Below are 25,577 nucleotides of genomic sequence, written 5' to 3'. Positions count from 1 at the left end.
GCGGGCATGCCCGCGAAGAGGCCATCAAGGTCAGTGAAAGTCCCGGCTCTTTACATCCAGCCCCTGCAACAAGGGGCTGATGTCTTCCAGGCGCCGGGCAATCAAATGCTGCACCCCGCTCTCCTGCTCCAGCCGCCCGCTCACCTTGAGCAACTGCGACCCCACCAGTGCCCGCCGCTGCCGCTCGGCCAGGTCCCGCCAGACCACCACGTTGACCATGCCGAACTCATCCTCCAGCGTCACGAAGGTCACTCCGCTGGCAGTCTGTGGCCGCTGCCGCCCCACCACCAGCCCGGCCACGGCAATCGCATCGCCATGCGCGACCCCCGCCAGCTCGGCGGAACTGCGACAGCCCAGTGCCCGCAACCGTGAACGCAACAGCCGGAGCGGATGCGGGCCCAAGGTAGTCCCCAAGGTGTCGTAGTCGGCAACCAGGTCCTCGCCAACCGTTGGCACCGGCAACGCCACCTGCGCTTCCGGCAGTGCCTGCACCTCGGCGAACAGTGGCAACTGCGGCTGCACCGCCGCCACCTGCCAGCGTGCCTGGTGGCGGTCACCGGCCAGGGCTCGCAGCGCGCCCGCATCGGCCAGCCGGGCGCGGGCACGGCTGTCGAGCCCGGCGCGCAGGCACAGGTCTTCGACATCCCGCCAAGGGCGCTGCGCCCTCGCCTGCTCCAACCTGCGGGCATCCACCTCGCTGAAACCCCGGATCTGCCGCAGCCCAAGGCGAATGGCCAAGACACCGTGTTGATCGGACTCCAGCGTGCAGTCCCATTCGCTGTGGAACACATCCACCGGGCGTATCTCGATCCCTTGCCGCCGCGCCTCCTGCAGCAGCTGGTCCGGGCTATAGAAACCCATCGGCCAGCTGTTGACCAGCGCGCAGGTGAAGATCGCCGGCTCATGGCACTTGAGCCAGCTGCTGGCATAGCACAGCAAGGCGAAGCTGGCCGCGTGCGACTCGGGGAAGCCGTAACTGCCAAAGCCTTTGATCTGCTCGAAGATACGCTCGGCGAACGCCAGGTCGTATCCGTTGCGCAGCATGCCTTCGACCAGCCGCTGACGATGGGGCTCCAGCCCGCCATGGCGCTTCCAGGCAGCCATGCTGCGGCGCAACTGGTCGGCCTCGCCAGGGCTGTAGTCGGCAGCGACCATGGCCAGTTCCATCACCTGCTCCTGGAACAGCGGCACGCCCAGGGTTCGCTCGAAGACCTCCTTGAGTTTTTCCGAGGGGTAGGTCACCGGTTCCTGCTTGAGGCGCCGGCGCAGGTAAGGGTGAACCATGTCGCCCTGGATCGGCCCGGGGCGCACGATGGCGACCTCTATCACCAGGTCATAGAAGGTGTTGGGCCTGAGCCGCGGCAGCATGGCCATCTGTGCCCGCGACTCGATCTGGAACACGCCCATGGTCTCGGCGCGGCTGATCATGGCGTAGGTCGCCGGGTCTTCGCCAGGGATGGTCGCCAGGGTCAGCTGCCGACCGCGGTGCCGCTGCAGCAGGTCGAAACAGCGGCGCAAGGCGCTGAGCATGCCGAGGGCCAGCACATCGACCTTGAGCAGGCCGACCATGTCCAGGTCGTCCTTGTCCCACTGGATCACCGTGCGCTCGGCCATGGCGGCGTTTTCCACCGGCACCAGGTGGTCCAGCGGCTGTTCGGAAATGACGAAGCCACCCGGGTGCTGGGACAGGTGACGGGGGAAACCGATCAGTTCACCGGCCAGGACCAGGATGCGCCGCAGCGACGGGCTGCCGGGTTCGAAACCGGCCTCTGCCAGCCGCTGATCGTCCGGGATACGGTCGCTCCAGCGGCCGCAGCACTTGGCCAGGGCATCCACCTGATCGGCCGGCAGGCCCAGCACCCGGGCCACATCACGAACTGCGCCGGCAGCATGGTAGGTATTGACCACGGCAGTCAGTGCGGCGCGGTGCCGGCCGTAACGGCGGAACACGTACTGGATCACCTCTTCACGCCGGTCATGCTCGAAGTCCACGTCGATATCGGGCGGCTCGTTGCGCTCACGCGACAGGAAGCGCTCGAACAACAGGCGATGCTCCATCGGGTCGAGCTCGGTGATGCCCAGCACGAAGCACACCACCGAGTTGGCTGCCGAGCCACGTCCCTGACAGAGAATGTGCTGGCTGCGGGCAAAGGCGACGATGTCATGCACGGTCAGGAAATAGCTTTCGTAGCCCAGCTCCTCGATCAGCGCCAGCTCCTTGTCCAGCACCGCGCGTACCTTGCTGCTCGGCCCTGACGGCCAGCGCCGGGGTAAACCCCGCTCGCACAATGCGCGCAGCCAGCTGGCGGGTGTCTGGCCCTCGGGCACCAGCTCGCGTGGGTACTGGTAGCGCAGTTCACCCAGGTCGAACTGGCAACGCTCGGCGATGAGCAGGCTCTCGGCCAGCAGGTCTGCCGGGTACAGCTCGGCCAGTTGCTCCAGCGCACGCAGGTGGCGCTCGCCATTGGCGAACAGATGGCGCCCTGCCTCGGCCACGTTGCAGTGCTGGCGGATGGCGGTGATGCAGTCCTGCAGGGCGCGCCGGCCGCGCACGTGCATGTGCACGTCACCACAGGCCACGGCGCGGATGCCCAGTTGCGCCGCCAGTTCGCGCAAGCGGGTCAGGCGCTGCTCATCATCGCTGCCACGGTGCAGGTGCACGCCCAACCACAAGCGCTCGGCGAACACATCACACAGCCATCGGCCTGTCGCCTGGTCGTCGGGATCATCGGCAATCCATAGCGCCAGCAACCCCTCATGGTGCGGCTGCAAATCGTCCGCTAACAACTGGTAGTCACCCTTCTCGGCCCGCCGTCGGGCACGGGTGATCAGGGCACAGAGGTTCTGGTAACCCGTGAGGTTCTGCACCAGCAAAACCAGTTTGGGGCCATCCTGCAGGCGCACTTCACTGCCGACGATCAGGCGCAACTGCTGCGCCTTGGCGGCCTGCCAGGCGCGAACGATACCCGCCAGGGTGCATTCGTCAGTGATCGCCAATGCCTGGTAGCCCTGCTCGCGAGCACGGCGGAACAGCTCATCGGCGCTCGATGCACCGCGCTGGAAGCTGAAATTGGACAGGCAATGCAGCTCGGCATAGCCCGACGCATAGCCCGTCGCGTTCATGCGAACCAGCCCTGCAGCCACAGCGGGCCCGGTTGGGCCAGGTCGTGATAGGCCCAGCCGCGCAGGCCATCGCGGGTTTCGATGCGGTAGTAGTCCCGGCGCACGTCGCCACCGTCCCACCAGCCCGACTCGATGCGCTCGGCCTGGCCCAGCAGCCTGTGGCCAGCCCCATCCAGGGCCTGCGGCGTGGGTAACAACCAGCCTGGGCGGCTACCGGGCAAGGCTGGCAGGCTGCCCTGGGCGCCCTGCTCCGCCTGCTGCCAGGCGCATTCGGGGCGATGGTCGGCCTCGGCGCGCAGCCCTTTGACGGCTTCATCACCCAGGCGCGCGCGCAGGCGTTCGCGCAGTTGCTCCCAGGGCTGTGCCTGCTTGGCGCGGGGATCGAACAGTGCCTGGTGCTGGGGGACGAAGGCTGGCAAGTCATCGGCGACCAGCCGCAGGTTGCGCACCGGTGCCGGGATGCGCAGCGGCTCCAGGCGCCCACGGGCCAGCTCGAACAGCATGGCGGCGTCGCGCTCGGCAGCCAGCAGGCCAACCTGCAACTGAGTGTCCGGCCCTTCGACGTGCTCCAGGTACAGGCAAAAGCGCTGCACGCCGCAGTCGCGCCCGGCGAGGAAGGCCGCCAGGTCATTGAGCATGCGCCGCAACGGGAACAGCAAGGCCTGGTGCGATTCGACGTCGAAGTTGAGTTCCAGGCGCGTTTCGAAGCGGTCCGGTGGCTGATAGTAGTCCAGCCCCATGGTGCGCAGCCCGAGCAATTGGTCCAGGTGCAACTGCACCTGGGCGGAAAATCGCCTGGCCAGCGCATCACGTGGCAAGGCCAGCACCTGCCCCAACCGGTGCAGGCCCATGCGGGCAAAAGCTTCGGCAGCGTCCGCTGGCAACCCGACCCGCTCGATCGGCATGCGCGTCAGCGCCGCCCGGGTCTGCTCGGCGCAAGTCAGTGCCAGGCCATCATGGCCGTTGGCAAGCATGCGGGCCGCTACCGGGTTGGTCGCCAGCACGATGCGCTGGCGCAAGCCCAGTGCAGCCAGCTCCTCGCGCAGGCGGGCCTCGAACAGCGGCCAAGGGCCGAACAGCTGCAGGCTTGAGCCAACTTCAAGCAACAGGGCACGCGGGTAGTGAAGGCTCACCTGGGCACTGAACCGGTAGGCCCAGGCCGCCAGCAATTGCTGCAACTGCTCGATGCGGGCCGGGTCGGCCTCGACACAGTGGAACCCGTCGGCCAGGGCCCGTGCGGCCGTCAGCGTCTGCCCCGCTCGCAGGCCAAGCGCCGCTGCGGCGGGATTGACAGCTTGCAGCAGACGCCGTTGAACGGGGCCGCCGATCAGCACCAGCGGCGAATCGGCGTCGTCACGCTCGCGCAGGATCGAGTCCAGCGCCAGCTGGGGCAGAAGAATGCAGGCCCAGAGCATGCTGCATCAACCCCGCCCTGGGCAGGCGATTGGCATGGCCGGTGGCATGCCGCCACGGCACTTGAGTACACGCCATTGCGCCGGGCGCGTATCCACGGCAATACGCAGCGCAGCGGGCGACGGGTTGTGCGCAGCCTGTTGCGGCCGACAGGCGAAGGCCAGTGCCTGCCCTGTCTCGGCGGCCACCTGCAGGCGACGCAGGGCGCGGTCATCGGCACGCTCCGGCCAGCACAGCACCGCCGCGCAGCTGCCGGATCGCAAGCACTGTTCGGCCGCCCACAGGGCATCGGCCTGCGCGGCATCGACCTGCACCAGCCAGCGCAGGTCCACGCCAGCGGCCTGCCAGGCCGGTGCATAGGGAATGAACGGCGGCGCCACCAGCACCACCCGCCCGCCTTCAGCCGTCAGGCGTGCCAGGGATGGCCAGAGCAGTTGCAACTCGCCACAGCCCGGGCTGGCCAACAGCAACTCGCTGAGGGCTGCGGCCGGCCAACCGCCATCCGGCAGGCCTTGGTCGAGCAGTGCATGGCCAGTGGGTTGCAGCCCGGCCGGGCGCACCTGGCCCTGCCGCCCGCGCCAGACCTGACGCTGGTCGAGCAGCCGATCGAGATCGACCACCGCGCCCATCAGTCGCGCCTCAACAGGCCACAGAACACGCCTTCGATGAAGAAGTCGCGCTCGGGCCCCACGTCGATCGGCGCATAGGCCGGGTTGCGCGGCAACAGCCGGTAACCACCGGGCTGGCGCTGCAGGCGCTTGATGGTGACTTCGCCGTCCAGGCGTGCGACCACGATCTGGCCGTCACGTGCCTCGCCCTGCTGGCGGATGCCGACCAGGTCACCGTCGAAGATGCCGTCGTCGATCATCGAATCACCGCGCACCTTGAGCAGGTAGTCCGGTGTGCGTCGGAACAGGCTGGGGTCGAGCAGCAATTGCTCGTGAATGCCCAGGTCCGGGCCGATCGGCGCACCGGCGGCCACCTGCCCCAGCACGGGAATCTCGAGGATTTCCGGCCGGCGCAGGGGCTCGGCCAGGCGAATGCCCCGCGCCTGGTTGGGCGTGACGTCAATGTAGCCGGCCTGGCACAACGCGGTGATGTGCTTGCGCGCGACGCTGCGCGAGGCGAAGCCGAAGCGGCTGGCGATATCGGCCAGGCTCGGTGGCTGACCGTGGTCGGCAATGCGCTCGCGAATGAATTCGAGGATTGCACGGCGTTTTGGGGTGAGATTGTCCATGGAGTACATTTGTACTCTTTTCGGTGTACGCTGAACAGCCCCCTTTGTCGTCAGGTTTGGTTATCATCCCCGGGCTTTTGTTTTGAATACCTGGATACCTGATGCTGACTGCCTTGCTGTTCGATCTCGATGGAACCTTGACCGACACCGACACCCTGCACTTGCAGGCCTTCCGCCAACTGCTGCATGACTATGACGGCCGGGAGCTGACCCAGGAACAATTCGATGCCCAAGTCAGCGGCCGGGCCAATGGTGAACTGTTTGCCGAGTTGTTTCCGCTTGCCGACACAACCGAGCGCCAGGCGCTGGCCGAGCGCAAGGAAGCGCTTTTCCGTGAACTGTCACCCGTGTTGCAACCCATGCCCGGCCTGCTGCGCCTGATGGACCATGCGCGAGCCTGGGACATCGGCATGTGCGTGGTGACCAATGCGCCGCGGCTGAATGCCAAGCACATGCTCACGGCCATGGGGCTTGGCGATCGCATCGAGCATGTGCTGGTGGCCGAGGAACTGGAGCGGGCCAAGCCTGATCCACTGCCCTATCTGACCGGGTTGCAACGCCTGGAAGCGGCGGCGGGCGAGGCGCTGGCGTTCGAGGATTCGTTGCCGGGCGTGACTGCGGCGAGCGGGGCCGGGATCTTCACCGTTGGGGTTGCCACTACCCAGACGCCGGAGCGGCTGCTGGCTGCCGGGGCGAAACTGGTGGTGAGGGATTTCAATGATCCGCAGCTGTGGGAACTGATCGAAACCATGCACGGGTGATGGCCCCTAGGTGCCCGCCGGGAGGCATTCAGCGCCTGTGAGATCGAGCGCCGCCCGCGCGGCGCATCGCGGGCGGCGCTCGATCTCACAGGCGCCACCCCCCTCCCGCCCTACACCCGCAAACCACTCGTCGGCCCTGCTCCAAGCCTGTCGATCCACCTCCCCTTCGAATCGACCACTCACTGAATCCCCCACGGAGTCAGCCCCCATGAGCACCCCCGATCAGAAACACCCGACCGCCTCGCGCGAGCAATGGCTGGCCGCCCGCCGCCAGCTGTGGCTGCACGAAAAAGCCTTCACCCACCAGCGCGATGAACTGGCCGCTGCCCGTCGTGCCCTGCCCTGGGTCAAGGTCGAGCAACCCTACCGATTTCAGGGCCCGGACGGCGAACTGAGCCTGGCCGACCTGTTTGCCGGGCGCAGCCAGCTGCTGGTCTATCACTTCATGTTTGCCGAGGGCTGGAGCGAAGGCTGCCCAGGCTGCTCGTTCCTCGCCGATCATTTCGATGGCGCCAACCTGCACTTGGCCCATCACGACGTCTCGCTGGTCGCCGTGTCGCGCGCGCCCTACCCTGAATTCCAGACCTTCCGCCAGCGCATGGGCTGGCGATTCCCCTGGTATTCATCCAACGGCAGCGGTTTCAACGAGGACTTCGGCGTCAGCGTCGGCACAGAGGGCCAACGCCAGTACAACTACGAACCCTACACCGGCAACGAAGCCGAGCTGCCAGGCCTGAGCGCCTTCTACAAAGACCCGGATGGCACGCTCTACCATACCTACTCCACCTACGCCCGCGGCCTGGACATCCTGGTCAACACCTACAACTTCCTCGACATCGCGCCACTGGGGCGCAACGAAGCCGGGACCATGGACTGGGTGCGGCACCACGATCGCTACGAGGGCCAGCCCGGCAAACCCCATTGCTGCCATGAGTGATCCGTCGCCCAAGTGCCGCCTGCAGCGTAGCGGCACTTGGGCAGCAGCCGCGCAGAAACCGGCCATACTTGAGCCCGTCGCCCTTGCCAGACAGGCCCGCCATGCCCAAGCGCTTACCCTTGCTCGACCTGCGAACCCTGGTAGTCGGCATCGTCGTGCTGGCCTGCCTGGCCACCTTGTTCAACACCTTGTATGTCGCCTACCGAGTGCAGCTGGCCACCCTGGTGCAGTTCTCCCTGCAAGCCAACCAGGCCTACGCCAGCAAGGTGGCCTCGAGCATCACCGAGTTCCTGCGCTCGGCCCGCAGCCACCTGACCTACAGTGCCTGGCAGCTTGCCGCCGGCCTGGATGACCCAGCGTTACTGCAAGCCGAAGCCAGGCGCCTGCAAAGCCAGGACGAAGACTTCAACTCCATTGTCATCGTCAATGCCCAGGGGCAAGTGCTGGTGGCGTATCCGGACATTCGCCAGATCGCCAGCCACCGCCAGCGTGCGTCGGAGATCCTGCAGGCCGTCGATGCCCGCAAGCCGCAGGTCAGCCCTGCCTACACCTCACGGGGCGGCGACCTGGTGGTGTTCATCTCCGAGCCGATCTTCGCCACGGACGGCCGCTACCTGGGCATTGTCGGTGGCTCGGTGTTTCTCAAGAAAGAAAGCGAACTGCACACGGTGATCGGCCAGCACTACCAGCATGACGGCACCTTTGCCTTCGTCGCCGATGCCAACGAGCGCCTGCTCTACCACCCCGACCATGAACGCATCGGCGCCCTGGCCACCGGCAGCCCGACCATCGAGGCAGCCCTGCGCGGCGAGACCGGTAACCTGGATGCGCCCAACTACATTGGCATCCCCATGCTCGCCGGCTTCGCCCCGGTACCGGACGCGCACTGGGCCGTGGTCGCCCAGCAACCGCGCGCGCTGGCCCTGGCGCCCTTGCACGAGCTGATGCGCAAGGTGCTGCTGTACATTCTGCCGGCCAGCCTGATCGGCTTTGCGCTGGTGTTGTGGATGACCTACCGGCTGATCAAGCCACTGCGCCAGCTGGCACACGGCGCCACGCACCTTTCAGCCAGCGAGACCGCCAATGAACTGCGCGGCATCGACGCCTGGTACGTGGAGGCCGCGGCCATCCGCCGCGCCCTGCTCACTGCCGAGCGCCTGATGCAGGAAAAATTCGGCAAGCTGCGCCAGGAAGCCCAGAGCGATGCCCTCACCGGCCTGGCCAACCGGCGGGCGCTGCAATTGGCATTGGCCGCCTTGATGGAAAGCCAGCAGGCATTCGCCGTGCTGGCCCTGGATATCGATTTCTTCAAGCGGGTCAACGATACCTACGGGCATGACGCCGGCGATGACGTGCTCAAGCACCTGGGCGAGTTGCTGCGGCAGAATTCCCGGCAACATGACCTGCCCTGCCGGGTCGGCGGCGAGGAGTTCACCATGCTGCTGCCGGACACCACCCTGGCCGATGCCCGGCGTATCGCCGAGCGTATTCGTGAGGCGGTCGAGCAGGCCGACACGCCCCACTGCGGCACGCTCACCCTGTCGGTCGGCGTGGCCTGCCGCCAGCCCGACACCGAGCTGGCCGAGACCGTGCTCAAGCAGGCTGACGAGATGCTGTACAAGGCCAAGCAGAATGGCCGCAACCGCGTCGAGGTGCTGGACTTCAGCCCCTCACACCCAGCATCCCCCGCTCCACGATGAAGTCGATCACCGCCTGCAAGCCTTCGCCCTTCTTCAGGTTGCTGAAGGTCCAGGGCCGCTGCGGGCGCATGCGCTGGGTATCACGCTCCATGACCTCCAGCGAGGCGCCGACGTAAGGCGCCAGGTCGGTCTTGTTGATCACCAGGAAGTCCGACTTGGTGATGCCGGGGCCACCCTTGCGCGGGATCTTCTCACCTTCGGCCACGTCGATGACGTAGATGGTCAGGTCGGCCAGCTCCGGGCTGAAGGTGGCGCTGAGATTGTCGCCACCGCTTTCGACGAAGATCACTTCGAGGTTGCCGAACTTGCGCGCCAGCGCTTCGACGGCAGCCAGGTTCATCGAGGCGTCTTCGCGGATGGCGGTGTGCGGGCAGCCACCGGTTTCGACACCGACGATCCGCTCAGGCTCCAGGGCACCGGCCTCAGTGAGGATGCGCTGGTCTTCCTTGGTGTAGATGTCATTGGTCACCACGGCGATCTGGTAGTGATCGCGCATGGCCTTGCACAGGCATTCGAGCAGCGCGGTCTTGCCGGAGCCGACCGGGCCGCCGACCCCGACGCGCAGGGGTTGCTGATAGCTTTGCATGAAGGCAGTCCTCAGGAACGGAACAAACGGGTGTATTGGGTTTCGTGACGCGATGAAGCGATTGCCAGCAGCGGCAGGCCGCCGCCGAGCTGGTCGTCGGCCAATGCCAGTGCCTGATTCAGCACGCCGGGCAGTTCAGCACCCAGGTCGCGCAGCAGGGTCTGCGCCGCCTGCTGGCCGAACGGCACCAGCTTGACCCCGGCCATCACGGCGCCTTCGAGCCAGGCGAAGGCATGGCCGAGGGCGAGTTGACGCAGCGGGATCTGCCAATGCACGGCGAGCCAGGCCATGCCGCCAAGCTGGCTGAGTTCGAGGCTGGCGCGCCAGGCCGGGTCCTGGCCCAGCTCCCAGCCATCGAGCAGGCGCGCCAGGGCCGAGCCGCGCTGCTGTTCTTCCAGGCGCAGCTCGGCGGTTTCGCGGTTGGCCAGCAGAAAGTGGCTCCAGTGGCTGAATGCTTGCGCGTCGCCCGCCTCGCAGGCGCGGTACAGGCGCGCCAGCACCGGCCAGTCCAGGCAGGCCAGGGTGTCGTGCATCTGCTCGCGCTGCCAGGCGCTGAAGCCGGCAGTGTCCTGCACCCAACCCGCCTCGACGGCCCACTCCAACCCTTGCGAGTAGGTGAAGCCACCCACCGGCAGGCCGGGGCTGGCCAGCTGCAGCAAGCGCAGCAGTGCCAGGTCGCTGTTCATCAACCGGCCAGCACCAGCGCGGCACCAGCCAGCATGCCGCCACCGAAGGCCTTCTGCAGGCCACTGTGGCGGCGCAGCAGGCAGCCGACGCCGAAGCCGACGGCCAGCAACAGGCCGCTGACGGTGACGAAGCCGGCACTGAACAGCCAGAAGGCGCTCGGCGTCGCCTCGACACCGTGGGCCCAGCCGTGGAACAGGGCGAACACCGGCATGGCCAGGGCCAACAGCAACTGACGGCTCGGCAGCAGCACGGCGGCGGCGGCCACCAGCACCGACACAGCGATCATGGTTTCCATCCCCAGCACATCACCAAACACATGGCCGCACACGGCACCGGCGAACATCGAGGCCAGGGTGGCCAGCGGCAGCGTCAAATTGCGCCGGGTCAGCGCGGCCAGCACACCGGTCCCCAGCAGCATCAGCAGGTGGTCGAGGCCGGTCAGCGGGTGCAACAGCCCGTCGTGCAACGGGTTGCCGTCGTGACCCGGATGGGCGAAGGCCGGCAGTGCGACCATCAGCAGGGCAAGGGCGAAAATCTTTTTCATTGTTGGCTCCTTTAATGAAGGGTTCAGGAATGGGCAGGCAGACGCACGAACGGATGGTCGTGGCCATGGCTGTGACTGTGGCTGTGCGGAGCGCTCTGATAGGCACCGGCTTCCGGCTCGAACGGTGCCTGCTCGGCTTCCACCGTCAGGCCCAGGCCGCGCAGCATGTCGTCAAGGACATGGTCATGCTGATAGCGCAGCAGGCCCGGATCGATTTGCAGGGGTACGTGGCGGTTGCCCAGGTGATAGGCGGCGCGGGCCAGCAGGTGCGGGTCGGTGCAACGCACGGTCGACACCGCCTCAGGTGCAGCCAGTACGCGGATCACCTGCTCTCCCGAGGCATCGGCGAGCAACTCGCCGCCGCGCAGCAGGTGGCCACGTTCGAGCATCAGGCCGGCTTCGCGGCCATCGTCCAGGGTCACACGCAAGCGGCTCTTGATGCGGCTGTCGACATCCAGGGTCACGGTACCGGTGGCGCTCTCGGATGCCTCGATCCGGCGGGTCAAAACAATCATGTTCACTCCTTCAGAACAGGAAATAACGCTGGGCCAGCGGCAGTTCGCTGGCCGGCTCGCAGACCAGCAACTCGCCATCGGCGCGCACCTGGTAAGTCTGCGAATCGACTTCGATCACGGGCTGCAAGGTGTTGTGGACCATGTCGGCCTTGCGCACCCGGCGGCAGCCGTGGGCGACACCGATCAGGCTCTGCAGGCCCAACTCCTGGTGCAGGCCGCGGTCCATGGCGGCCTGGGGCAGGAAGGTCATGCGCGTGGCGTGGCGGGCCGCACCCATGGCGCCGAACATGGGCCGGTAGTGCACCGGCTGCGGGGTCGGGATCGAACCATTGATGTCGCCCATCGGCGCGGTGGCGATCATCCCGCCCTTGATCACCAGGGCCGGCTTGACCGCGAAGAACGCCGGCGACCACAGCACCAGGTCGGCCAGCTTGCCGACCTCGACCGAACCGACTTCATGGGCGATGCCGTGGGTCAGCGCCGGGTTGATCGTGTACTTGGCGATGTAGCGCTTGACCCGGAAGTTGTCGCTGTAGCTCGTGTCCGGCGCCAGCGGGCCACGGCGCAGCTTCATCTGGTGCGCCACCTGCCAGGTGCGCAGCACCACTTCACCGACCCGGCCCATGGCCTGGGAATCGGACGAGGTCATGGCGAAGGCGCCCATGTCGTGGAGGATGTCCTCGGCGGCAATGGTCTCGCGGCGGATGCGCGATTCGGCGAAGGCCACGTCCTCGGCAATGCTCGGGTCCAGGTGGTGGCAGACCATGAGCATGTCCAGGTGCTCGTCGACGGTGTTGACCGTGTACGGCAGGGTCGGGTTGGTCGAGGATGGCAGCACGTTGGCCTGCCCTGCCGCGCGGATGATGTCCGGCGCGTGGCCGCCACCGGCTCCTTCGGTATGGAAGGTATGGATGGTGCGGTCGCCGATGGCGGCCAGGGTGTCTTCGATGCAGCCCGACTCGTTCAAGGTGTCGGTATGGATCGCCACCTGGATGTCCATTTCTTCGGCCACGCCCAGGCAGCAGTCGATGGCAGCCGGGGTCGAGCCCCAATCCTCGTGCAGCTTGAGGCCCACGGCGCCGGCGGCAATCTGCTCGCGCAGCGCTTCGGGGCGCGAGGCGTTGCCCTTGCCCAGCAGGCCGATGTTGATCGGCAGGCAGTCGGCAGCCTGGAGCATGCGCGCCAGGTACCAAGGCCCCGGTGTGCAGGTGGTGGCATTGGTGCCGGTAGCCGGGCCGGTACCACCGCCAATGAAGGTGGTGACGCCGCTGGTCAGCGCCTCCTCCACCTGCTGTGGGCAGATGAAATGGATATGCGAATCGATGCCACCGGCGGTGACGATCTTGCCTTCGGCCGCGATCACTTCGGTGCCCGGGCCGACTGGCACGGTCACGCCCGGCTGCACATCGGGGTTGCCGGCCTTGCCGATGACGGCGATACGCCCGTGCTTGACACCGATATCGGCCTTGACGATGCCCCAGTGGTCGATGATCAGGGCATTGGTCAGCACCAGGTCCATGGCCTCGGCGGCGAGCATCTGGCCCTGGCCCATGCCGTCGCGGATGACCTTGCCGCCACCGAACTTGACCTCTTCGCCGTAGAGCGTGAAGTCCTTCTCGACCTCCACCCACAGCGCGGTGTCGGCCAGGCGCACGCGGTCACCGACGGTGGGGCCGAACATGTCGGCGTAGGCCCGACGGGAAATGCGGCTCATGCCCTGCCCTCCAGCGCGCCATTCACCTTGCCCTGGAAGCCGTACACTTCACGCTTGCCGGCGTAGGCCACCAGCTGCACGGTGCGCGACTGGCCCGGCTCGAAGCGCACGGCGGTGCCGGCCGGGATATCGAGGCGAAAGCCACGGGTCGGCTCACGCTCGAACACCAGCGCAGCATTGACCTCGTAGAAGTGGTAGTGCGAACCGACCTGCACCGGCCGGTCGCCATGGTTGGCCACGCTGACGCTGACCGTGTCACGGCCGACGTTGAGTTCGATGTCGCCAGCGGCGACCTGAATTTCACCTGGGATCATGCTGGGCTCCTGCTCCAGGTCAGACGATGGGGTCGTGCACGGTCACCAGCTTGGTGCCGTCGGGGAAGGTCGCCTCGACCTGCACGTCATGCAGCATCTCGGCGACGCCCTCCATGACCTGCTCGCGGCCGATCACCTCGCGGCCCAGGCTCATCAGCTCGGCCACCGTGCGGCCGTCGCGGGCGCCTTCGAGCACGGCTGCGCTGATCAGCGCCACCGCCTCCGGGTAGTTGAGCTTCAGGCCACGGGCCAGGCGCCGTTCGGCCAGCAGCGCGGCGGTGAACAGCAGCAGTTTGTCTTTCTCTCTCGGGGTCAGCTCCATGGCGCTCTCTCAAGTGGCCCAGATGCGCGGCGGGCACGCGGCCAGACCGAGAACGGCCGGGCGCAGGGCATGCCAGAGGCGCTGCAGGGTGTGTTGCAGGTGTTGGTTGTCGTGGTCGAGCAGGCGGATCACCAGCAGCGAGCCGAGCAAGGTCGCGCCTGCGGGGGTGTCGAGCTCATCGAGTAGCGCGCGCACCTGTTCCAGCACAGCCGGAGTTGCCGGCGCTGCGCAGAAGGTGGCGACCAGCGGGTGGCCGCCGACCTTGGCCAGTTGCCCGCCGGCGATGCGCAGGCGCTCGTGCAGGCCGGGGTCGCCGGGCAACTCGATGCACAGGCGGCTGTCCAGTGCGCCCTGCTCGAAGCGCTCATTCATCACCGGCCGGCCCAGGCACAGGGTTTCCCAGGCCAGCAACCTGGCACCGGGCTCAAGGGTGAAGCGGCTGTCGAGGCTGGCGCGGGCGCCATTGAAGAAGATGCTGTCCTGGGGCAGCCATTCCAGCGTGCTGCCGGCCTGCAAGTGAAAGCGCTGGGCCAGCCGCGCGGTGGGGCCGATGCTGCGGTAGAACTTGCTGGCGCCGGGCATGGTCAGCAGCGCGTGGCTGCCGGGTTCGAGGTGGATGTCCAGCTCCAGGCGGTCGCCAGCGACGATGCCGCCGGGTGGGTGCAGCACGTAAACGTGGCACGGCGCACCTTCCGGGTAGAACGGCCGCTGCACCAAAAGCGGGCCGAAATGCCGGCGCGCACCAAGGCGGGTCACGCCATTGCGCTCGACGAAGCGCAAATGCAGGTGGGCGCTCCAGCCGGCGTCCTGTTCGGTGGGTTCGATCTGCTCCGCGAGCGACATCCTGCGGCCCCTTCATATCCGTGGCCTGACGGCCGTTCAGAGGGTCATGTTCAGCACCTGCGGGCGATAGCAGGCTGACCACTCGATCAAATTTCGCTGGCTGGATATAGCAGGTTGCGGGCCAACTACGCAGGTGAATGAAGATGAAACCTTCGTGGCGAGGGCTCTGGCGTGGGGCATACAGGGTTGCGATGCACATTGCGGAGGCGGCTCTTGGCCCTGTTTCGGTGCTGCGCTAAAGTCTTCCAATTACCCTCGGCCAAGGAATCGCCATGTCACTCGCCCCCGCCATCCCGGTCTTGCGAATCTTCTGCGTCGACAAAGCCAGGGAGTTCTACCTCGACTTCCTAGGCTTCCAGATCGACTGGCAGCACCGCTTCAGCCCGGACTTGCCGCTTTATATGCAGATTCACCGCGACGGCCTGATCCTGCACCTGAGCGAGCACCACGGCGATGCCTGCCCAGGCTCGACGGTGTTCGCCCGCACCGAAGACCTGCGCGCACTGGAGCGGGAACTGCTGGACAAGCAGTACGGCTATGCCCGCCCCCAAGCCGAACGGGTCGACTGGGGCCTGCAGATGCAGATTCGCGACCCGTTCGGCAATCTGCTGCGCTTCTGCCAGCAGATCGATGATGAGGATGCCCAGTGAAAGCCATGAGCAAGCGCGACCTGGCGCGCCTGGAGCGCGAGCTGGTCACCTGCCTGACCGAAGCCTGCGAAACCGCAAAAGGCGAGATCGTCGGCTTCACCTGGCTGACCCATAGGCTGGACCCGGATGACTACCCGGCCAGCCTGCGTATTACCTGGGTGTTCGAGCGTGAGGCCGATAAAGCAGCGGCGCTGGCGGGTGAGGCCAAGGCGCGCATGCTGGCGCTGACGGCCCAGGCGCTCGACGAAGCCGGCATGAAGCTGGACCACGTTGCCTGGCATGTACGATTCGACAGTGAAGAAGCCTGCTCGCGCAGCCACGCAGGTGACTGGAGCAGGCGCTTGCGTTGAGGAAGCGGCCCGCAGGGCCTTTACCCGCCCTCGCCGCTCGGTTAGGCTTTCGCATCCACTTCCACGAGGTATTCGTCCAATGCGCCATTGATGCCGCCGTCCTTTCGACGGCCAGACTTCAGCCTCCGGCCCCCGGAGATGTCGCGGCATATGTGGAGTTTTGCATGACGAATACGTCGATCCTGACGCTGGACAGCGTCTGCCTGGCCTTGCCTGACGGCAGGTCCTTGTTTACCGACCTCAACCTGTCGTTCGACCAACGCCGTACCGGCCTGGTCGGGCGTAACGGCGTGGGCAAGAGCCTGCTCGGGCAGATACTGGCCGGCCGGCGCGAGCCCGGCAGTGGCCGCTGCCTGCGCCAGGGGCGGGTCCATTACCTGGACCAGCGGGCGATCGAACACAGCCCGCGGGTGGCCGACCTGGCCCAGGTTGCCGGGGTGATCGCCGCGCTGGAGCGCATCGAGCAAGGCGGAGTCGACCCGGACGATTTCGAGACCGTGGGCGAGCGCTGGAACGTTCGCGAACAGCTGCACCAGCACCTGCAACAGCAGGGCTTGGGGCACCTCGACCACCACCACCCGGTCGCCCGCCTCAGCGGCGGCCAGGCCATGCGGATCGCCCTGCTGGGTGCCTGGCTCAGCGAGGCCGACTACCTGATCCTCGACGAACCCAGCAACCACCTGGATCGCGAGGGCCGCGCCGAACTGCTGCGCATGCTCCAGGCCTGGGACAAGGGATTGCTGGTAATCAGCCATGACCGCGAGCTGCTCGGGCACATGACGCGCATCGTCGAACTATCGGGCCTGGGCCTGCAATCGTTCGGCGGCAATTACGACTTTTATGAACGAAACAAGGCTGAGCAGCGTGAGCAGGCCTTGCAGGCACTCGACCGCGCCAAACAGGAACGCCAGCATCAGGCCCGCGAACTGCAGCGCCAACGCGAGCGCCTGGAGCGCCACCAGGCACGTGCCGGCCGCCAGGCCAAGCATGCCAACCAGGCCAAGATTCTCGTCGACCGCCAGCAGGAACGCAGCCAAGCCACCGCAGGCAAGCAACGGCGCGACCATCGCACGGTCCTGCAAGGGCTGCAGACGCAGGTGTGCGAGGCGGCTCGCCAGGTCGAGCAGGACAGCCCGGTCGTGGTTCTCCCGCCAGTACCTCGACGCCATGCGGGAGGTGAAGTGTTGCGGCTGCAAGGGGCGCAACTGCCCAGGGGCAGTGCCCAGGCGATCGACCTGCGCCTATGCCTGGGCCAGCGGATGGCCTTGACCGGGGCCAATGGCAGCGGCAAATCCACTCTGTTCGAGGTGCTGCTCGGCAATCTGTCGCTCAAGGCGGGCGAATTGCATCAAAACGGCGAAGTGGCGCTGCTAGACCAGCATTGCAGCGCCTTGCCGAGCCGGCACAGCGCACTTGACCACCTGTCAGCGGCCCACCCGGCGCAGGACCAGGCCACCCTGCGCACTCGCCTGGCCCAACTGGGCCTGGATGCTTCTCGCATCGAGCTCCCCAGTGGCCTGCTAAGCGGTGGCGAACGTCTCAAGGCGGCGCTGGCCGCCATCCTGTATGGCGAACGACCGGTCGATCTGTTGCTGCTCGATGAGCCTGGCAATCATCTCGATCTGCCTTCGCTGGAAGCCCTGGAGCGCATGCTGGATCAGTTCCAGGGGGCTTTGCTGGTCAGCTCCCATGATGCGGTGTTTCTCGAGCGTCTCAAACTTGACGGCTACCTGCATCTCGTTTGTGAGAGCGACTCTGTGTCGCAATAGGGCTGCAACGTGACCTCCGATCGGGGGGCTTCGCTGCCTTTCGCGACGCAAGGCCGCTGCCACGGTTCCCGATCCGCAAGGTTTGTATTATCGTGGCGTGGTGCGCATATAACAGCAGCCCGAGCGATCGGGCACTTGCAAGACAATCGAGGGTGTCATGAGTAACGAAAGCATTAACTGGGACAAGCTGGGTTTCGACTACATCAAGACCGACAAGCGCTATCTGTCCGTGTGGCGCAATGGTGAGTGGGACAAAGGCACCCTGACCGAAGACAACGTGCTGCACATCAGTGAAGGCTCCACCGCCCTGCACTATGGCCAGCAGTGCTTCGAAGGCCTCAAGGCCTACCGTTGCAAGGACGGCTCGATCAACCTGTTCCGCCCAGACCAGAACGCCGCCCGCATGCAGCGCAGCTGCGCGCGCCTGCTGATGCCGCAGGTGCCGACCGATGTGTTCATCGAAGCGTGCAAGCAAGTGGTCAAGGCCAACGAGAAGTTCGTCCCGCCGCACGGCAAAGGCGCCCTGTACCTGCGCCCGTTCGTGATCGGTACCGGCGACAACATCGGCGTGCGCACCGCCCCCGAGTTCATCTTCTCGATCTTCGCCATCCCGGTTGGCTCGTACTTCAAGGGCGGCATGAAGCCGCACAACTTCCAGATCTCCAGCTTCGACCGTGCCGCCCCTCAGGGCACTGGCGCAGCCAAGGTCGGTGGCAACTACGCGGCCAGCCTGCAACCGGGCGCTGAAGCCAAGAAGGCCAACTTCGCCGACGCCATCTACCTCGATCCGCTGACCCACACCAAGATCGAGGAAGTCGGTTCGGCCAACTTCTTCGGCATCACCGCCAACAACGAATTCGTCACCCCGAAATCGGCTTCGGTACTGCCAGGCATCACCCGCCTGTCGCTGATGGAACTGGCGCAATCGCGCCTGGGCCTGACCGTGATCGAAGGCGACGTCGAGATCAACAAGCTCGACCGCTTCATCGAAGCCGGCGCCTGCGGCACCGCTGCGGTGATCACCCCGATCGGTGGCATCGAGTACAACGGCAAGCTGCACGTGTTCCACGACCTGGAAAAGGTCGGCCCGGTCACCCAGAAGCTCTATAACGAGCTGACCGGTATCCAGAGCGGTGACGTCGAAGCACCGGCAGGCTGGATCGTCAAGGTCGCCTGAGCCGCTGCGCCATGCTGATCGACGGGGCATGCCAGACACTGGCATGCCCCGTTTTGTTTTACCCGGCGTAGATGAATTTTTCTTAAATCGCCGTTTGGCTATTCTTTGGCACAATCAAATCTCCAAATAGACGCCCAGGAACGAGCATGCCACGCGTACTGACCATCGAAGACGACGCCGTCACCGGCCAGGAAATCGTCGCCGAACTCTCCAGCCACGGCCTGGAAGTGGATTGGGCCGACAATGGCCGCGAGGGCTTGGCCAAGGCCATTGCCGGCGGTTACGACCTGATCACCGTAGACCGCATGCTGCCCGAGGTCGATGGCCTGACGATCGTCACCACCCTGCGCAACCTGAAGATCGCGACGCCAATCCTGATGATCAGCGCCCTCTCCGACGTGGACGAGCGCGTGCGCGGCCTGCGTGCCGGTGGCGACGACTACCTGACCAAGCCGTTCGCCTCGGACGAGATGGCGGCGCGGGTCGAGGTGCTGCTGCGGCGCAACAGCGTACCCATGACCCAGACCCGCCTGCAGGTCGCCGACCTGCAGCTGGACCTGATCAGCCACGAGGCCCGCCGCGGCGAGCACACCCTCAACCTGCTGCCCACCGAGTACAAGCTGCTGGAATACCTGATGCGCCACAGCGGCCAGGTGATCACGCGGATGATGATCTTCGAGGAAGTCTGGGGCTACCACTTCGATCCGGGCACCAACCTGATCGACGTGCACATCGGCCGCCTGCGCAAGAAGATCGACTCCGCCGGCCAGTCGCCGCTGATCCGTACGGTACGGGGCTCGGGTTATGCCATTGCTGAACCCGTCTAAGGGCTGGAGTTCGTCCACCAGTCGCCTGTTGGCGCTGTACAGTTTCCTGTTCGTGGCGTGGAGCAGCATCCTCATGGGGGTGTTGTATTTCGAGGTCTCCAGTTACCTGAACAAGCTCACCCGCCACTCCATGCTGCAGCGCCAGCACCTGTTCGCGCACATGAGCGGCAAGCAGCTGGACGATGCCCTGATCGCCAGCCAGGCGTTCGAAGAACGCAGTTTCGATGCCTATGGCCTGTTCGACGCCCAGTTCAACCCCGTGGGTGGGCGCATCCGCTCGATCCCCCCTGACCTTGGCCTGGACGGCAAGGTGCACGAACTCAAGCGCTGCCTGGACGCTGACGACCCGCACATGCCACGTGACAGCTGCGATGCCGTGGCGATCCAAGTGCAGGATGGCCGCTGGCTGGTGCTGTTCCGCGACAATGGCTCGTTGTTCGTGGTCACCCGCATCATCCTGCATGCGTTGTTGTGGGGTATCTCGCTGACCCTGATTCCAGGGTTTGCCGGTTGGTACCTGCTGCGCCGCCGCCCGCTGAAGCGCATTCGTGCGATTCAGGCCCAGGCCGAGCTGATCGTCGCCGGCGACCTCACCCACCGCTTGCCGTTGTCGGCCCGCCGCGATGAGCTGGACATGCTCGCCGACATCGTCAACGCCATGCTCGACCGCATCGAGCGATTGATGCATGAAGTCAAAGGCGTCTGTGACAACATCGCCCACGACCTGCGCACGCCCCTCACCCGCCTGCGGGCGCAGCTGTACCGTATTCGTCAGCAGAGCGCAAATGATTCGCCACAAGCCGAAGCGCTGGACCAGGCGATCGGTGAGACCGACACGTTGATGGCACGCTTCCGTGGTTTGCTGCGTATCAGCGAGCTGGAAGACCGCCAGCGCCGCGCCGGCTTCGTTCAGCTCGATCCGCACGACTTGCTGGTGGAACTGCACGACTTCTACCTGCCGCTGGCCGAGGATGGCGGCATCCGCCTGAATCTCGAACAGCCTGCCCAGTTGCCGGCGCTGCATGGTGATCGCGAGCTGCTGTTCGAAGCGCTGGCCAACCTGGTGGGCAATGCCATCAAGTTCACACCCGAAGGCGGCCGGGTTGCCATCAAGGCGGCTCAGGATGAGCTGGGTGTGCACATCGCCATTGAAGACAGCGGGCCGGGGATTGCCGAAGAAGAGCGGACTGCGGTGTTGAAGCGGTTCTATCGCAGCGAGGAAGGCCACCGCCATTCCGGGTTCGGGCTAGGCTTGTCGATCGTTGCGGCGATCGTCGACCTGCATGGGTTCGGGCTGGAGATTGGCGAGAGCGAGCTGGGTGGGGCGAAGCTGGTGCTACATTGCCCGCTTGCCGGGCTAGCCAAGTAAAAGCTGGGGCCGCTTTGCGGCCCCAGTTATGCCGATCAGTCAGCCAGACGCCAGGTAGTGGCACCCTTGCTGTCTTCCAGCACCACGCCCATGGCAGTGATCTGGTCACGGATGCGGTCGGATTCCGCCCAGTTCTTGTCCGCACGCGCCTGCAGGCGCGCCTGGATCAAGGCTTCCACCTCAGCCGCATCGACCTTGCCTTCAGCGCCGGCACGCAGGAAGTCGTCGGCCTCCAGCTGCAGCACGCCCAGCACATCGCCCAGCTCGCGCAGGCGACCGGCCAGGCCAGCCGCCGCGTCGACATCGCTGTCACGCAGGCGGTTGATCTCGCGCACCAGGTCGAACAGCACGGCGCAGGCTTCCGGGGTACCGAAGTCGTCGTTCATCGCCACGCTGAAGCGCTCGACAAACGCTTCACCACCCTTGGCGGCAACCCGTGGCAGGCCACGCAGGGCGTGGTAGAAACGCTCAAGGGCGCCCTTGGCATCGCGCAGGCTGTCTTCGGAGTAGTTGATGGCGCTGCGGTAGTGGCTGGCCACCAGCAGGTAGCGCACCACCTCCGGGTGGTACTTGTCGAGCACGTCGCGGATGGTGAAGAAGTTGTTCAACGACTTGGACATCTTCTCGCCATTGATACGGATCATGCCGCAGTGCATCCAGCTGTTGGCGTACTGCTTGCCAGTGGCTGCCTCGCTCTGGGCAATCTCGTTCTCGTGGTGCGGGAACTCCAGGTCGCTGCCGCCACCGTGGATGTCGAAGCTCTCGCCCAGGCAGCAGGTGGACATCACCGAGCACTCGATGTGCCAGCCCGGACGGCCAGGGCCCCACGGCGAATCCCAGTAAGGCTCGCCCGGCTTGACGCCTTTCCAGAGGACGAAGTCCAGTGGGTCCTGCTTGGCCTCGTCGACCTCGATGCGCGCACCAATGCGCAGGTCTTCGATCTTCTTGCGCGACAGCTTGCCGTAGCCGACGAACTTGCCGACCCGGTAGTACACGTCACCGTTGCCCGGCGCGTAGGCATAGCCCTTGTCGATCAGGGTCTGGATCATCGCGTGCATGCCGGCGATATGGTCGGTGGCACGCGGCTCCAGGTCCGGCTTGAGGATGTTCAGGCGGCGCTCGTCTTCGTGCATCGCGTCGATCATGCGCGCGGTCAGGGCGTCGAACGCCTCGCCGTTTTCGTTGGCGCGGTTGATGATCTTGTCGTCGATGTCGGTGATGTTGCGTACGTAGGTCAGGTCGTAGCCGCTTTTACGCAGCCAGCGGGTCACCAGGTCGAACGCCACCATGCTGCGGCCGTGGCCAAGGTGGCAGTAGTCGTACACGGTCATGCCGCACACGTACATGCGCACCTTGTTGCCATCGAGCGGCTTGAAGGCTTCCTTGGTCTTGCTCAGCGTGTTGTAGATGGTAAGCACGGCGATTCCTTAGCTGCCCCAGGAGTCACGCAGGGTGACGGTGCGGTTGAACACCGGGCGACCCGGCTGGCTGTCCTTGAGGTCGGCGCAGAAGTAGCCTTCGCGCTCGAACTGGAAGCGGTCCTCAGGCTGGGCCTGGCCCAGCGACGGCTCGGCGCGGCAGCCGGTCAGCACTTGCAGCGAATCCGGGTTGATGTTGTCGAGGAAGCTGCCGCCATCTTCGGTCTTCTCCGGGTTGGCGGAGCGGAACAGGCGGTCGTACAGGCGTACTTCGCACTCGACGCTGCCTTCGGCCGGCACCCAGTGGATCACGCCCTTGACCTTGCGGCCTTCCGGGTTCTTGCCCAGGGTGTCCGGGTCGTACGAGCAGCGCAGCTCGACGATGTTGCCGTCGGCATCCTTGATCGCCTCGTCGGCGCGGATCACGTAGCTGCCGCGCAGGCGCACTTCACCGGCTGGCTCCAGGCGCTTGTAGCCCTTTGGCGGCTCTTCCATGAAGTCATCGCGGTCGATGTACAGCTCGCGGGCGAACGGCAGCACGCGCACGCCCATGTCTTCCTTCGGGTGGCGCGGCAGTTCGAGCTGCTCGACCTGGCCTTCCGGGTAGTTGGTGATGACCACCTTCAGCGGGCGCAGCACGCACATGGCACGTGGCGCGGTGCGGTCGAGGTCGTCACGGATGCTGAACTCGAGCATCGACATGTCGACCACACCGTCGGAACGGTTGGTGCCGATCATTTCGCAGAAGTTGCGGATCGACGCCGGGGTGTAGCCGCGGCGACGGAAGCCCGACAGCGTCGACATGCGCGGGTCGTCCCAGGCGCTGACGTGCTTTTCGTCGACCAACTGCTTGAGCTTGCGCTTGGAGGTGATGGTGTAGTTCAGGTTCAGGCGGCTGAACTCGTACTGGCGCGGGTGCGCCGGTACCGGCAGGTTGTCGAGGAACCAGTCGTACAGCGGGCGGTGGCCTTCGAACTCGAGGGTGCAGATCGAGTGGGTGATGCCTTCGATGGCGTCGGACTGCCCGTGGGTGAAGTCGTAGTTCGGGTAGATGCACCACTTGTCACCGGTCTGGTGGTGGTGGGCATGACGGATGCGGTACAGGATCGGGTCGCGCAGGTTCATGTTCGGCGAGGCCATGTCGATCTTGGCGCGCAGCACGCGCTCGCCGTCCTTGAACTCGCCGGCCTTCATGCGCGCGAACAGGTCGAGGTTTTCCTCGACGCCGCGCTCGCGGAACGGGCTGTTCTTGCCGGGTTCGGTCAGGCTGCCGCGGTATTCCTTGGCCTGATCAGGGGTCAGGTCGCAGACATAGGCCTTGCCACGCTTGATCAGTTCAACGGCCCAGTCGTGCAGCTGGTCGAAGTAGTTGGAGGCATAGCGCACCTCGCCGGCCCAGTCGAAGCCCAGCCACTTGACGTCGCTCTGGATGGCGTCGATGTATTCCTGGTCTTCCTTGGCCGGGTTGGTGTCGTCGAAGCGCAGGTGGCAGACGCCGCCGAACTCCTTGGCCAGGCCGAAGTTGACGCAGATCGACTTGGCGTGGCCGATGTGCAGGTAGCCGTTGGGCTCCGGCGGGAAGCGGGTGACGATGCTGCTGTGCTTGCCCGAGTCCAGGTCGGCCTGGATGATCGGCCGCAGGAAGTTCGCAGGGACAGCGGGGGCGCCTTTGGCAGCGGCGTTGGGCGCGTTGTCGGCAGTGGGCTTGCTCATAGGATCCTTGAATGCACGTGTCCGGCCTGGGTAGGCCGATTGAATCAAAGGGCCTATCATAGCCGAAGCAGTCAAGCTGCTGACAGCCGGGCACCGACAAACTGGCGCGATTTATCGCGATCCGTGCAAAATGGCCGCTGCGCACCATGTGTCGCGGTCATCATATTTTGCGTCAGGTGATAACCCGCGCCCTGCGCACCCTATTCCGATTGCCTTGAAAGAGCGAATTTCAGCATGTCCAAAGTCAAACTGAGCACCAACCACGGCGACATCGTCCTGCAACTGAACGCCGAGAAAGCCCCTCTGACCGTGGCCAACTTCATTGAGTACGTCAAGGCCGGCCATTACAGCAACGTCGTCTTCCACCGTGTGATCAAGGGTTTCATGATCCAGGGCGGCGGTTTCGAGCCAGGCATGAACGAAAAGCGTGACAAGCGTGCCAGCATCCAGAACGAAGCCGACAATGGCCTGAAGAACGACAAGTACACCATCGCCATGGCCCGCACCATGGATCCGCACTCCGCTTCCGCGCAGTTCTTCATCAATGCCTCCAACAATGACTTCCTCAACCACAGCGGCAAGAACACCCAGGGCTGGGGCTACGCCGTATTCGGCGAAGTGATCGAAGGCCGTGAAGTCGTCGACGCCATCGAGAAAGTTGCCACCGGCTCCAAAGCTGGCCACCAGGACGTGCCGAAAGAAGACGTGATCATCGAGAAAGCCGAGATCATTGAGTGATCCTGCTGATCTCCGATCTGCACTTGCAAGAAGAACGCCCGGACATTACCCGGGCGTTTCTTGATCTGCTCGACGGCCGCGCCCGTCACGCCAAGGCGTTGTACATCCTCGGCGACTTCTTCGAAGCGTGGATCGGCGACGATGCCATGACCCCGTTCCAGCAGTCGATCTGCCAGGCCCTGCGCCAGCTCAGCGACAGCGGCACGGCGATCTACCTGATGCACGGCAACCGCGACTTCCTGATTGGCCACGACTTCTGCGCGGCCGCCGGCTGCACGCTGCTGGCCGACCCGAGCGTGATCGAACTGGGCGGTGAACAGGTGTTGCTGATGCATGGTGACACCCTGTGCACCCGCGACCTGGCCTACATGAAGATGCGCCGCCACCTGCGCAACCCGGTAAGCCTGTGGATCCTCCGGCACCTGCCGCTGGCCACCCGGCAGAAACTGGCGCGCAAGCTGCGCAGCGAAAGCCGTGCGCAGACGCGCATGAAGGCCACCGAGATCGTCGACGTCACGCCGGAAGAAGTGCCGAAGGTGATGGCGGCGCACGGCGTGCGCACGCTGGTGCATGGCCACACCCACCGGCCGGCGATCCACAAGCTGGTGGTGGATGGCGAACCGGCACGGCGCATTGTGCTGGGGGATTGGGACCGGCGGGGTTGGACCTTGCAGGTCGATGCCCAAGGCTTTGCCCTGGAGCCGTTCGAGTTCTCCTGAAAGTCCGAGCCGACTGCTTCGCGGGCACGTCGAATCGCCGCACCGCCGCTCCCACAGGATCACCACAGTTCCAAGGTATGTGGTGGACCTGTGGGAGCGGCGGTGCGGCGATTCGACGTGCCCGCGAAGCAGTCGGCTCGGACTTTCAGGA

The 25,577-nt window shown here is 65.5% G+C and carries 25 protein-coding genes; 11 read left to right on the top strand and 14 right to left on the bottom strand.

The window, feature by feature from the left end; all coding sequences use genetic code 11:
- Window positions 1-30 precede the first annotated feature (30 nt).
- Genes J7573_RS24310 through lexA form a run of 4 tightly spaced genes read right to left on the bottom strand, consistent with a single transcriptional unit; the run spans window position 31 to window position 5,782 of the window.
- Complete coding sequence (locus J7573_RS24310) at window positions 31-3,123, bottom strand: error-prone DNA polymerase (RefSeq protein ID WP_363264487.1); 3,093 nt, start codon at window positions 3,121-3,123, stop codon at window positions 31-33.
- Window positions 3,120-4,538, bottom strand: coding sequence for a DNA polymerase Y family protein (locus tag J7573_RS24305; protein ID WP_294340935.1), 1,419 nt, complete (start codon window positions 4,536-4,538; stop codon window positions 3,120-3,122). The genes J7573_RS24310 and J7573_RS24305 overlap by 4 nt, the downstream gene beginning before the upstream one ends.
- Before the next feature lie 6 nt (window positions 4,539-4,544).
- Entirely contained in the window at window positions 4,545-5,165 is a 621-nt protein-coding gene (gene imuA / locus J7573_RS24300) for a translesion DNA synthesis-associated protein ImuA (RefSeq protein WP_294340934.1), read from the bottom strand.
- Window positions 5,165-5,782 carry a transcriptional repressor LexA gene (lexA, locus tag J7573_RS24295; protein ID WP_294340932.1) on the bottom strand — a complete coding sequence of 206 codons (618 nt, stop codon included), beginning with the start codon at window positions 5,780-5,782 and terminating at the stop codon, window positions 5,165-5,167. Before lexA ends, imuA begins: the two co-directional genes overlap by 1 nt.
- Window positions 5,783-5,874: 92 nt before the next feature.
- Between lexA and J7573_RS24290 the strand changes: the two genes are divergently transcribed.
- The 3 genes from J7573_RS24290 (at window position 5,875) to J7573_RS24280 (ending at window position 9,171) form a co-directional block, all read left to right on the top strand.
- Entirely contained in the window at window positions 5,875-6,534 is a 660-nt protein-coding gene (locus J7573_RS24290; protein ID WP_294340930.1) for an HAD-IA family hydrolase, read from the top strand.
- A 208-nt stretch (window positions 6,535-6,742) separates the two neighbouring features.
- Window positions 6,743-7,471, top strand: coding sequence for a thioredoxin family protein (locus J7573_RS24285; RefSeq protein WP_294340929.1), 729 nt, complete (start codon window positions 6,743-6,745; stop codon window positions 7,469-7,471).
- A 101-nt stretch (window positions 7,472-7,572) separates the two neighbouring features.
- Window positions 7,573-9,171, top strand: a complete 1,599-nt coding sequence (locus J7573_RS24280) for a sensor domain-containing diguanylate cyclase (protein WP_294340928.1) — start codon at window positions 7,573-7,575, stop codon at window positions 9,169-9,171.
- On the opposite strand, the gene ureG is transcribed toward J7573_RS24280, so the two are convergent.
- Genes ureG through J7573_RS24240 form a run of 8 tightly spaced genes read right to left on the bottom strand, consistent with a single transcriptional unit; the run spans window position 9,134 to window position 14,696 of the window.
- A complete protein-coding gene (gene ureG / locus J7573_RS24275; protein WP_027916761.1) occupies window positions 9,134-9,757 on the bottom strand; it encodes an urease accessory protein UreG in 624 nt (207 codons plus the stop codon). The genes J7573_RS24280 and ureG overlap by 38 nt on opposite strands.
- An 11-nt stretch (window positions 9,758-9,768) precedes the next feature.
- Window positions 9,769-10,443: an urease accessory UreF family protein gene (locus J7573_RS24270; protein ID WP_294340927.1), complete on the bottom strand. Its 675-nt coding sequence runs from the start codon at window positions 10,441-10,443 to the stop codon at window positions 9,769-9,771.
- Window positions 10,443-10,988: a HupE/UreJ family protein gene (locus J7573_RS24265; RefSeq protein ID WP_294340926.1), complete on the bottom strand. Its 546-nt coding sequence runs from the start codon at window positions 10,986-10,988 to the stop codon at window positions 10,443-10,445. Before J7573_RS24265 ends, J7573_RS24270 begins: the two co-directional genes overlap by 1 nt.
- A 23-nt stretch (window positions 10,989-11,011) precedes the next feature.
- On the bottom strand, window positions 11,012-11,503 hold the full coding sequence (gene ureE, locus J7573_RS24260; RefSeq protein WP_294340925.1) for an urease accessory protein UreE: 492 nt from the start codon (window positions 11,501-11,503) through the stop codon (window positions 11,012-11,014).
- 10 nt (window positions 11,504-11,513) lie between these two features.
- Window positions 11,514-13,217, bottom strand: coding sequence for an urease subunit alpha (ureC, locus tag J7573_RS24255; protein ID WP_294340924.1), 1,704 nt, complete (start codon window positions 13,215-13,217; stop codon window positions 11,514-11,516).
- Complete coding sequence (locus tag J7573_RS24250) at window positions 13,214-13,531, bottom strand: urease subunit beta (RefSeq protein WP_294340923.1); 318 nt, start codon at window positions 13,529-13,531, stop codon at window positions 13,214-13,216. The genes ureC and J7573_RS24250 overlap by 4 nt, the downstream gene beginning before the upstream one ends.
- A 19-nt stretch (window positions 13,532-13,550) precedes the next feature.
- Window positions 13,551-13,853 (bottom strand): urease subunit gamma, encoded by a 303-nt coding sequence (locus J7573_RS24245; protein WP_027916767.1) that lies wholly within the window; start codon window positions 13,851-13,853, stop codon window positions 13,551-13,553.
- Window positions 13,854-13,862: 9 nt separating this feature from the next.
- Window positions 13,863-14,696: an urease accessory protein UreD gene (locus J7573_RS24240; RefSeq protein ID WP_294340922.1), complete on the bottom strand. Its 834-nt coding sequence runs from the start codon at window positions 14,694-14,696 to the stop codon at window positions 13,863-13,865.
- Between the two features lie 272 nt (window positions 14,697-14,968).
- Between J7573_RS24240 and J7573_RS24235 the strand changes: the two genes are divergently transcribed.
- The 6 genes from J7573_RS24235 to J7573_RS24210 all read left to right on the top strand — a co-directional run bounded on the left by J7573_RS24235 (window position 14,969) and on the right by J7573_RS24210 (window position 20,838).
- On the top strand, window positions 14,969-15,346 hold the full coding sequence (locus J7573_RS24235; RefSeq protein WP_294340921.1) for a glyoxalase superfamily protein: 378 nt from the start codon (window positions 14,969-14,971) through the stop codon (window positions 15,344-15,346).
- Entirely contained in the window at window positions 15,343-15,696 is a 354-nt protein-coding gene (locus J7573_RS24230; RefSeq protein ID WP_294340920.1) for a hypothetical protein, read from the top strand. The genes J7573_RS24235 and J7573_RS24230 overlap by 4 nt, the downstream gene beginning before the upstream one ends.
- A gap of 164 nt (window positions 15,697-15,860) precedes the next feature.
- Entirely contained in the window at window positions 15,861-17,465 is a 1,605-nt protein-coding gene (locus tag J7573_RS24225) for an ATP-binding cassette domain-containing protein (protein WP_294340919.1), read from the top strand.
- A 157-nt stretch (window positions 17,466-17,622) separates the two neighbouring features.
- Window positions 17,623-18,642 (top strand): branched-chain amino acid aminotransferase, encoded by a 1,020-nt coding sequence (locus J7573_RS24220; RefSeq protein ID WP_013972500.1) that lies wholly within the window; start codon window positions 17,623-17,625, stop codon window positions 18,640-18,642.
- A 146-nt stretch (window positions 18,643-18,788) separates the two neighbouring features.
- Window positions 18,789-19,469 carry a response regulator transcription factor gene (locus J7573_RS24215; protein WP_103447069.1) on the top strand — a complete coding sequence of 227 codons (681 nt, stop codon included), beginning with the start codon at window positions 18,789-18,791 and terminating at the stop codon, window positions 19,467-19,469.
- Window positions 19,447-20,838 carry a HAMP domain-containing sensor histidine kinase gene (locus J7573_RS24210; protein ID WP_294340887.1) on the top strand — a complete coding sequence of 464 codons (1,392 nt, stop codon included), beginning with the start codon at window positions 19,447-19,449 and terminating at the stop codon, window positions 20,836-20,838. Before J7573_RS24215 ends, J7573_RS24210 begins: the two co-directional genes overlap by 23 nt.
- A 35-nt stretch (window positions 20,839-20,873) precedes the next feature.
- Here J7573_RS24210 and cysS read toward each other — a convergent pair whose 3' ends face one another.
- A complete protein-coding gene (gene cysS, locus J7573_RS24205) occupies window positions 20,874-22,256 on the bottom strand; it encodes a cysteine--tRNA ligase (protein ID WP_103447067.1) in 1,383 nt (460 codons plus the stop codon).
- Window positions 22,257-22,265: 9 nt separating this feature from the next.
- A complete protein-coding gene (locus tag J7573_RS24200; RefSeq protein ID WP_060507419.1) occupies window positions 22,266-23,969 on the bottom strand; it encodes a glutamine--tRNA ligase/YqeY domain fusion protein in 1,704 nt (567 codons plus the stop codon).
- Between the two features lie 234 nt (window positions 23,970-24,203).
- Between J7573_RS24200 and J7573_RS24195 the strand changes: the two genes are divergently transcribed.
- Window positions 24,204-24,707, top strand: coding sequence for a peptidylprolyl isomerase (locus J7573_RS24195; RefSeq protein WP_079227872.1), 504 nt, complete (start codon window positions 24,204-24,206; stop codon window positions 24,705-24,707).
- On the top strand, window positions 24,704-25,426 hold the full coding sequence (lpxH, locus tag J7573_RS24190) for a UDP-2,3-diacylglucosamine diphosphatase (protein ID WP_294340884.1): 723 nt from the start codon (window positions 24,704-24,706) through the stop codon (window positions 25,424-25,426). Before J7573_RS24195 ends, lpxH begins: the two co-directional genes overlap by 4 nt.
- Window positions 25,427-25,577: the final 151 nt, after the last annotated feature.

Source organism: Pseudomonas sp. (assembly GCF_017744435.1).
Lineage (GTDB): Bacteria > Pseudomonadota > Gammaproteobacteria > Pseudomonadales > Pseudomonadaceae > Aquipseudomonas.
This window is presented reverse-complemented; position numbering and strand designations above follow the sequence as displayed.

Coding starts and splice junctions, on each gene's coding strand:
- J7573_RS24310 (WP_363264487.1), bottom strand. CDS start 3,123: ATGAACGCGACGGGCTATGCGTCGGGCTATGCCGAGCTGCATTGCCTG.
- J7573_RS24305 (WP_294340935.1), bottom strand. CDS start 4,538: ATGCTCTGGGCCTGCATTCTTCTGCCCCAGCTGGCGCTGGACTCGATC.
- imuA (WP_294340934.1), bottom strand. CDS start 5,165: ATGGGCGCGGTGGTCGATCTCGATCGGCTGCTCGACCAGCGTCAGGTC.
- lexA (WP_294340932.1), bottom strand. CDS start 5,782: ATGTACTCCATGGACAATCTCACCCCAAAACGCCGTGCAATCCTCGAA.
- J7573_RS24290 (WP_294340930.1), top strand. CDS start 5,875: ATGCTGACTGCCTTGCTGTTCGATCTCGATGGAACCTTGACCGACACC.
- J7573_RS24285 (WP_294340929.1), top strand. CDS start 6,743: ATGAGCACCCCCGATCAGAAACACCCGACCGCCTCGCGCGAGCAATGG.
- J7573_RS24280 (WP_294340928.1), top strand. CDS start 7,573: ATGCCCAAGCGCTTACCCTTGCTCGACCTGCGAACCCTGGTAGTCGGC.
- ureG (WP_027916761.1), bottom strand. CDS start 9,757: ATGCAAAGCTATCAGCAACCCCTGCGCGTCGGGGTCGGCGGCCCGGTC.
- J7573_RS24270 (WP_294340927.1), bottom strand. CDS start 10,443: ATGAACAGCGACCTGGCACTGCTGCGCTTGCTGCAGCTGGCCAGCCCC.
- J7573_RS24265 (WP_294340926.1), bottom strand. CDS start 10,988: ATGAAAAAGATTTTCGCCCTTGCCCTGCTGATGGTCGCACTGCCGGCC.
- ureE (WP_294340925.1), bottom strand. CDS start 11,503: ATGATTGTTTTGACCCGCCGGATCGAGGCATCCGAGAGCGCCACCGGT.
- ureC (WP_294340924.1), bottom strand. CDS start 13,217: ATGAGCCGCATTTCCCGTCGGGCCTACGCCGACATGTTCGGCCCCACC.
- J7573_RS24250 (WP_294340923.1), bottom strand. CDS start 13,531: ATGATCCCAGGTGAAATTCAGGTCGCCGCTGGCGACATCGAACTCAAC.
- J7573_RS24245 (WP_027916767.1), bottom strand. CDS start 13,853: ATGGAGCTGACCCCGAGAGAGAAAGACAAACTGCTGCTGTTCACCGCC.
- J7573_RS24240 (WP_294340922.1), bottom strand. CDS start 14,696: ATGTCGCTCGCGGAGCAGATCGAACCCACCGAACAGGACGCCGGCTGG.
- J7573_RS24235 (WP_294340921.1), top strand. CDS start 14,969: ATGTCACTCGCCCCCGCCATCCCGGTCTTGCGAATCTTCTGCGTCGAC.
- J7573_RS24225 (WP_294340919.1), top strand. CDS start 15,861: ATGACGAATACGTCGATCCTGACGCTGGACAGCGTCTGCCTGGCCTTG.
- J7573_RS24220 (WP_013972500.1), top strand. CDS start 17,623: ATGAGTAACGAAAGCATTAACTGGGACAAGCTGGGTTTCGACTACATC.
- J7573_RS24215 (WP_103447069.1), top strand. CDS start 18,789: ATGCCACGCGTACTGACCATCGAAGACGACGCCGTCACCGGCCAGGAA.
- J7573_RS24210 (WP_294340887.1), top strand. CDS start 19,447: ATGCCATTGCTGAACCCGTCTAAGGGCTGGAGTTCGTCCACCAGTCGC.
- J7573_RS24200 (WP_060507419.1), bottom strand. CDS start 23,969: ATGAGCAAGCCCACTGCCGACAACGCGCCCAACGCCGCTGCCAAAGGC.
- J7573_RS24195 (WP_079227872.1), top strand. CDS start 24,204: ATGTCCAAAGTCAAACTGAGCACCAACCACGGCGACATCGTCCTGCAA.